The 6,389-nt window shown below is 69.9% G+C and carries 11 protein-coding genes; 6 read left to right on the forward strand and 5 right to left on the reverse strand.

Annotated elements, in window-relative coordinates; genetic code table 11:
- Positions 1 to 17: 17 nt before the first annotated feature.
- Both ACFPZ3_RS21030 and ACFPZ3_RS21035 read left to right on the forward strand, forming a co-directional pair.
- Entirely contained in the window at positions 18 to 629 is a 612-nt protein-coding gene (locus ACFPZ3_RS21030) for a PCC domain-containing protein (RefSeq protein ID WP_379515873.1), read from the forward strand.
- A 410-nt stretch (positions 630 to 1,039) separates the two neighbouring features.
- Positions 1,040 to 1,522, forward strand: a complete 483-nt coding sequence (locus tag ACFPZ3_RS21035) for a hypothetical protein (RefSeq protein ID WP_379515874.1) — start codon at positions 1,040 to 1,042, stop codon at positions 1,520 to 1,522.
- A gap of 101 nt (positions 1,523 to 1,623) precedes the next feature.
- On the opposite strand, the gene rpmF is transcribed toward ACFPZ3_RS21035, so the two are convergent.
- Genes rpmF through rpmG form a run of 5 tightly spaced genes read right to left on the reverse strand, consistent with a single transcriptional unit; the run spans position 1,624 to position 2,735 of the window.
- The gene (rpmF, locus tag ACFPZ3_RS21040; protein ID WP_379515875.1) at positions 1,624 to 1,791 is read right to left on the reverse strand and encodes a 50S ribosomal protein L32; all 168 of its coding nucleotides are present in this window, start codon (positions 1,789 to 1,791) and stop codon (positions 1,624 to 1,626) included.
- A 2-nt stretch (positions 1,792 to 1,793) separates the two neighbouring features.
- The gene (gene rpsN / locus ACFPZ3_RS21045) at positions 1,794 to 2,093 is read right to left on the reverse strand and encodes a 30S ribosomal protein S14 (protein WP_379515876.1); all 300 of its coding nucleotides are present in this window, start codon (positions 2,091 to 2,093) and stop codon (positions 1,794 to 1,796) included.
- Positions 2,093 to 2,329, reverse strand: coding sequence for a 50S ribosomal protein L28 (rpmB, locus tag ACFPZ3_RS21050; RefSeq protein WP_379515877.1), 237 nt, complete (start codon positions 2,327 to 2,329; stop codon positions 2,093 to 2,095). The genes rpsN and rpmB overlap by 1 nt, the downstream gene beginning before the upstream one ends.
- A complete protein-coding gene (locus ACFPZ3_RS21055) occupies positions 2,329 to 2,574 on the reverse strand; it encodes a type B 50S ribosomal protein L31 (RefSeq protein ID WP_379515878.1) in 246 nt (81 codons plus the stop codon). The genes rpmB and ACFPZ3_RS21055 overlap by 1 nt, the downstream gene beginning before the upstream one ends.
- Positions 2,571 to 2,735, reverse strand: coding sequence for a 50S ribosomal protein L33 (rpmG, locus tag ACFPZ3_RS21060; protein WP_364382251.1), 165 nt, complete (start codon positions 2,733 to 2,735; stop codon positions 2,571 to 2,573). Before rpmG ends, ACFPZ3_RS21055 begins: the two co-directional genes overlap by 4 nt.
- 73 nt (positions 2,736 to 2,808) lie before the next feature.
- On the opposite strand from rpmG, the gene ACFPZ3_RS21065 reads away from it, so the two are divergent.
- The 4 genes from ACFPZ3_RS21065 to ACFPZ3_RS21080 all read left to right on the forward strand — a co-directional run bounded on the left by ACFPZ3_RS21065 (position 2,809) and on the right by ACFPZ3_RS21080 (position 6,159).
- On the forward strand, positions 2,809 to 3,948 hold the full coding sequence (locus ACFPZ3_RS21065; protein ID WP_379515879.1) for a CobW family GTP-binding protein: 1,140 nt from the start codon (positions 2,809 to 2,811) through the stop codon (positions 3,946 to 3,948).
- Positions 3,945 to 4,172 carry a 30S ribosomal protein S18 gene (gene rpsR / locus ACFPZ3_RS21070; RefSeq protein WP_379515880.1) on the forward strand — a complete coding sequence of 76 codons (228 nt, stop codon included), beginning with the start codon at positions 3,945 to 3,947 and terminating at the stop codon, positions 4,170 to 4,172. The genes ACFPZ3_RS21065 and rpsR overlap by 4 nt, the downstream gene beginning before the upstream one ends.
- 99 nt (positions 4,173 to 4,271) lie before the next feature.
- The gene (locus ACFPZ3_RS21075) at positions 4,272 to 5,387 is read left to right on the forward strand and encodes a GTP-binding protein (RefSeq protein WP_379515881.1); all 1,116 of its coding nucleotides are present in this window, start codon (positions 4,272 to 4,274) and stop codon (positions 5,385 to 5,387) included.
- A gap of 46 nt (positions 5,388 to 5,433) precedes the next feature.
- Positions 5,434 to 6,159, forward strand: coding sequence for a class I SAM-dependent methyltransferase (locus ACFPZ3_RS21080; RefSeq protein WP_379515882.1), 726 nt, complete (start codon positions 5,434 to 5,436; stop codon positions 6,157 to 6,159).
- The last annotated feature ends 230 nt before the right edge of the window (positions 6,160 to 6,389 follow it).

Genomic DNA, 6,389 nt, shown 5'->3' on the forward strand with positions numbered 1-6,389 from the left:
TGAGCAGGGGGGAAGACATGCACGTCCTAGAAGTCCGCAACGCCGAACTCATCGAATCCATCACCGAACAAGCCGCCGAACACGGCATCACCTATGCCGCCATCGTCGCCCTCATCGGCGCCGTCGACGGCTTCACCGTGTCCACCAACCCCGCCGGCGACGCCACCGCGCACACCTACTCCAGCTACCCTCTCCCAGCCGAGATGACCGCCACCGGCGAGATCATCGACGGCAAGCCTCACATCCACGCCGTCATGGCCGTCCAAGGAGACCGGGCCGTCGCCGGCCACCTGCACAAGGCGCAAATCACTACCTTCTTCGCCCGCGCCTACGTGATCCCCACCGAGCACCACATCGCGCTGCGCGCCAACGAGCAGATCGTAGTCGAAGAGAGCCCTCGAACCTGGTCACCGGCGCGTCGGCCACGCGCACGCGGGGGTGTTCCTCGGGTGGGACGTCGAGTCGGTACGGGGGATACGTCGGCCCCGCGCACGAGGGGGTGTTCCTTCTCTGTGACAACTGAGACGGTTGCGGTTCCTGTCGGCCTCGCGCACGCGGGGGTGTTCCCAGCTCAGCCCCCCGGCCGCCGGGCGTGCCGCTGTCGGCCCGCGCACGCGGGGTGTTCCTAGACGCCCGGCCCCCGGTGGTCATCCGCTTTCGTCGGTCCCGCGCATGCGGGAGTGTTCCGCCGGTGCGGAGCATGAGCGCCTCGCAGTTGGGGTCAGCCCCGTGCGCGAGGGTGTTCCGGGCGAGAGCTGCCAGCACACCGCCAACGTGGCGTCCGGCCCGTGTACGCGGGGTATTCCACAGCGCGGATCCGAACGCCATCCTTGGCGAGTCGGCCCAGCGTACGCAGGTGTGCTCCCTTCGCGGATGGTCTGCTGCGTGATGCTCGCCCCCGATGATGCGGCCGGGTGTCCTGCTGGCGACCGACTTCGCAAGCATAGGCAACGGGATAATTGCACAGCCGCACCAACTGACCAGACCTCGACAGGGACCTCCAACTCGGGAGATAGGGGTTGGTCGTGGGTCCCCGTTCATGGAAGTCGCTTTGGCGGTGGCGCGGCTGTGCGCATCAGCGATCGGCACCCCGGTCGAGGTCGGGTTCCCGGTTTGGCGCGGGACGTACGGGATCGCGTCGTTCGCGCTGGCGTGCCACTTGCGTCGCGTGCCCTGGGAGTCGGTCGTCCTCGACCGCTCGGCGCTCGCGCTCGGCATGCTCGGCGCGGGCCGCCTGCTCGATCACCCGCCGCTCTGGCGGCAAGTCCGCGCGTCGCTTGGTCTCTCGCTGGATCACAGCCGGTTCGTCGCGGATGGTCTCGGACTCCCGCTCTGCGGCGCGCACTTGCGCTTCGGCCTGGCTGACGTCGTGGTCACGAGCGCCGCGCCGGGCGGAGTCATAGAGATCGGCGTCCACTCGGCGCAACCCGTCGAATCCCCAGGTGTTGACGCCCTGCAGGTCGACGTCGTGCTGGACGACCTGGACGCCACCTCACCCATCGGAACGGGGACCCCCGCTTAGCGAGAAGCCTGTGACGTCGATCGGTGTCGGCCACCAGGCATCCTGCCGTGCCGCCGCGCCCGGCTTTCCATGCACGACAGGAGCCCGGTGGCCGGGTCATCTCAATCGACGGTGATCAAGCCTCGCTGGTAGGCGCGGACGAGGCGGCGGGGCACGAGCAGCTCGCGCCCGTTCACGGTGATCGGGACGAGGTCGGGTACGGTCGCCTTCCACTGGCTGCGGCGGTGGCGGGTGTTGCTGCGCGAGGTCTTGCGCTTGGGCACGGCCACGGCTACCAGCTTGCTTTCGTGATGCCGGGCAGTTCGCCGCGGTGGGCCATCTCGCGGAAGCGCACCCGGGACAGGCCGAACTTGGTGAGGTGCCCGCGGGGCCGGCCGTCGACGGTGTCGCGGTTGCGGATGCGGGTGGCGCTGGCGTCGCGTGGCTGGCGGGCCAGCGCGCGGACGGCTTCGGCCTGCTCCTGCGAGGTGCCGGTGCGGATGATCTCTTTTAGCTCGGTGCGGCGCGCGGCGTAGCGCTGGACCACAGCCTTGCGCCGCTCGTTTGCGGCGATCTTGCTCTTCTTGGCCATCAGATCTTCTCTCCTCTTGCGCGGATCTGCGCTAGAGCCCGGTCGATACCGATCCGGTCGATCGTCTTGATCGCCCGGGCGCTGAGCGTGAGCCGGACAAAGCGGCCCTCACTCGGCAGCCAGTAGCGGCGGTGCTGGATGTTGGGGTTCCAGCGCCGGCGGGTGCGGCGGTGGGAGTGGGAGACGTTGTTGCCGAAGACAGGCTTGACGCCGGTGAGCTGGCAGTGCGCGGACATCATTTCCTTCCGTAGCGCTGGTTGAACCGCTCGACGCGCCCTGCGGTGTCCAGGACGCGGTTGCGGCCGGTGTAGAAGGGGTGGCTGGCAGAGGAGACGTCGACGTCCACCACCGGATAGGTGTTGCCGTCGGTCCACTCGATCGTCTTGTCGCTCGTCATGGTGGAGCGGGTAAGGAACGCGACGTCCGCGCCCGGATCGCGGAAGACGACCGGGCGGTAGCCGGGGTGGATGCCCTTCTTCATCGTTCCTCCCGGAACAGCACGTGCCGGCGGATGGTCGGGTCGTACTTGCGCAGGGTCAGCCTGTCGGGCGTGTTCCGGCGGCTCTTCCTGGTCACATACGTGTAGCCGGTGCCCGCCGTCGATCGGAGTTTGATCACGGGGCGCACCTCATTCCTGGCCAAAACGGTTCCTTTCCACTTGTGGACGTGTGCCATGATAACGAAAACGGTTTTCATCTCAACTCCTGGAGGCCCCGTGCCAACCCCGGTCGTCCTCGTCGCGGGCCTGCACGCCACCGCCCGCACCGCCGCCGTCGAACGGCTGCTCGTCGAACATCCCGGCTCGATCGCCCTGCACCACGACCTGACCGAGATCACCCACGATCGCGTCCGACGCAACGTCCGGGACAGCACCGGCGTGCTCTACACGGCCGAGTTGCGGCTCGCGCACGGCTGCGTCACCTGCACCGTGCGCGAGGACCTGCTCCCCCACCTCGTCCTGCGGGCCCCCGGCGCGACCCTGCTGATCGTGGACCTGTGGGACTCGGTGGAACCCCGATCGGTGGCCGAGGCCATCGGCTGCGACGAAGCCCAGGAGACCCTGCGGCTCACCGCCGTACTCACCGCGCTCGACGCCGCGGCCCTGCCCGACGACCTCACCCGCGGCGACCGCCTCCGCGACGTCGGCAAACCCGCCGCCGCCGGCGACCAGCGCTATCTGGCCGAGGTCCTGACCCGTCAGCTCGAATACCCGACCGCCCTGGTGCTGCACGGCGGCGACGAGGACGACCGGGAGCTGTCCCGGCGGGTGCTCACCCATCTGGCCCCCTTCACCCCGGTACACGCCGTCGACTCCCTGCCACCGGTCACCAGCGCCCGGGTGTGCGTCGGCGAACTGGCCGAACGCGTGGACCCCGCCACCGCCCAGTTGCCCGGCGACACCCTGACGGACGAGATCGTCACCACCGTCTGGCACAGTCGCCGCCCGCTGCACCCCGCCCGCCTGTTCGAGGCCATCGACGAGCTGGTCACCGAGTCGGTGCGCTCACGCGGCCGCTTCTGGCTGGCCACCCGGCCGGATGAACTGCTGGCCTGGGACGCCGTCGCCGGCGTCATCTCGGTCGAAGCCGCGGGCCCGTGGCTGGCCGCGCTGCCCGAGGCCGCCTGGGATCTGGTCTCCCCGGCCCGCCGTCTGGCCTCCGAGCTGGACTGGGACCCCGAACGCGGCGACCGCGTCCAGCACCTGGTCTTCACCGGCCCCGACCTCGACACCGCCCGCTTCCGCGCACTCCTCGACTCCTGCCTGCTCACCGAGCAGGAGGAACGCGCCGGAGCCGACACCTGGACCCGCTACGACGACCCGTTCGCCCCCCTCCTCATCAAGGAGAACGCATGAAGACTCGCCGCACCCCGCGCAAGAAGCCCAACCCGCTCCTGCACGTCGCCCGCATCGACTACAAGGACACCGCCCTGCTGCGCAAGTTCATCTCCGACCGGGGCAAGATCCGCAGCCGCCGGATCACCGGCGTCACCGTGCGGCAGCAGCGCCTGATCGCCACAGCCATCAAAAACGCCCGCGAGATGGCCCTGCTCCCCTACGCCTCACGCCCCACCACATGACCACACCGTCGCCACTGGAGTAAATCGTTTCTCCAGCCCGGCTTGACCACATACGCCACGATATCGAGAATGATTTTCATTATGTCGCTGGAGGGTCCTGTGCCCATTCCCGTCGCCCTGGTCGGGGGCCTGTACGGCCGTGCCCGGGCCGCCGCCGTCGATCGGCTGCTGCGCCACCATCCAGGAGCCGTCGCCGTCCATCACACCATCGCCCCGGGCCGCGTCGAGCGCGTGGTGCGCGGCTCCTCCGGCGTCCTGGACCGCGCCGAGGTGCGCTTGGTGCACCACTACGTCACCCGCACCGTCCGCGATGATCTCTTCTCCCATCTCCTCCGGCATGCCGCCGACGCGTCGCTGCTGATCATCGACCTGTGGGACTCGGTCGAGCCGCGCCTGGTGGCCGAGGCGCTGGCCCGTGCCGCCCAGCTCCGCCTGACCTGCGTGCACACGGCCTTGGACGCCAAGCACATGCCGCTGGACATCTGCCGGGGCGACCGACTGGCCCAGACCGGTCACGCCGCGGTGACCGGCGATCGACGCCACCTCGCCGAGGTGCTGGCCCGTCAGATCGAGTACGCCACCAGCCTGTCCCTGCACGGCGGCGACGCCGAGGACACCGAACTGTCGGCCACCGTCCTGTCCCACCTGGCCCCGCACGCGCCGATCGTCACCACCCCCGACGCCATCGGCCCCACGCTGGACATCCACGCACTCGCCGAACGCGTCGATCCCGCCACCGCCCAGCTCCCGGCCGCCAGCCAGACCGGCGACGTCACCACGCTCGTCTGGCACCGGCTGCGCCCGCTCCACCCCGGACGCCTGTTCGACGCCATGGACGAGCTCGTCACCACCACGATCCGCTCCCGCGGCCGATTCTGGCTGGCCAACCGGCACGACCACATGCTGGCCTGGGACGCCGTCGCCGGAGTCGTCTCCGTGGCGGACGCCGGGCCGTGGCTGGCGGCGCTACCCGAGGCCGCCTGGGATCTGATCTCCCCGACCCGCCGGGCCGCCGCCGCCCTGGACTGGAACCCGATCATCGGCGACCGTGTCCAGCACCTGGTCTTCACCGGCCCTGACATCGACCGCGAACGCATCCGCGCCCTGCTCGACTCCTGCCTCATCGACCAGGGCGACCTCCTGCCGGGCGCCGCGGCGTGGACCTGTTACAACGATCCGTTCGCCCCCGTACTGAATCTGGAGGAAAGCGCATGAAGCCTCACCCTGCATCCAGGAAGAGACCCGTGGTTCAGGTGATCGCATGACGGACCAGTACGAGCGCTCCGCCGAGTTCGTGGACGTCATGCTCGCCCCGGCCTGGACGGCGCTGGACCCCGTGCTGGCCGAGGCGCTGCGCGGAGCCCCCGGACCGGTCGTGGACGTCGGAGCCGGCGGCGGCCACGGCACCCGGGTAATCGCGCGGGCCATCCCCCAGGCGGAAGTCTTCGCCGTGGAGCCATCGCCAGGCCTGCGGGCAGTCCTGCTTGCCAGGGTCAACGAGGACCCAGAGCTGCGCGACCGCGTGACCGTGCTGCCCAGCGATCTGCTCCAGGCCACGCTCCCGCCCCGCGTGGGCACGCTGGTCGCGATGAACGTCATCGGCCACTTCGACCCCGCCGAGCGCCGCACGATCTGGCAGCTGTTGGCCGAACGCCTGCTGCCCGGCGGCCGGGCCGTGCTGAACCTCCAGCCCCCGGCCGAACCCATCACCGTCCCGCACACCCAATTCTCCGAGCTGCGCATCGGCCGGCGCCGGTACGAGGGCTGGGGCCGCGCCGAACCCGCCGGGCCCGAGCAGGTCACCTGGCACATGACCTACCGCGCCTTCCAGGACGGGGAACCGGCCGGGGAAGTGGACGTCGAGTACGCCTGGTGGGTGCTCGGCTCTGAAGGGCTCAAGGCCGAACTCGCCGAACACGGCCTGCACGTCAGCCCCACCGGCCCAGCCGACCTCGGACTCTGGCACATCACCAGATCGCCCGAATAAGGGGTCGCACGGGCTCTCGTCCGCCGATATACGACACGCCGACGGCGGCAACCGCGGACGCACTGCCCCGGAGGCCGGTTCTTCCTTCACCGGACCGCAGCAGGTCGCCACCGGCGATGCGCGTGCCGTGTTCGTCCGGCGAGGTACCCGCCGTGCGGGGTCAACGCCAATGGGTGTAGCTCTTTTGCAGTGACTGGTTCGATCAGGCGCTGAGGGTGTACTCGTCCGGG

This window comes from Nonomuraea insulae, from assembly GCF_042656245.1.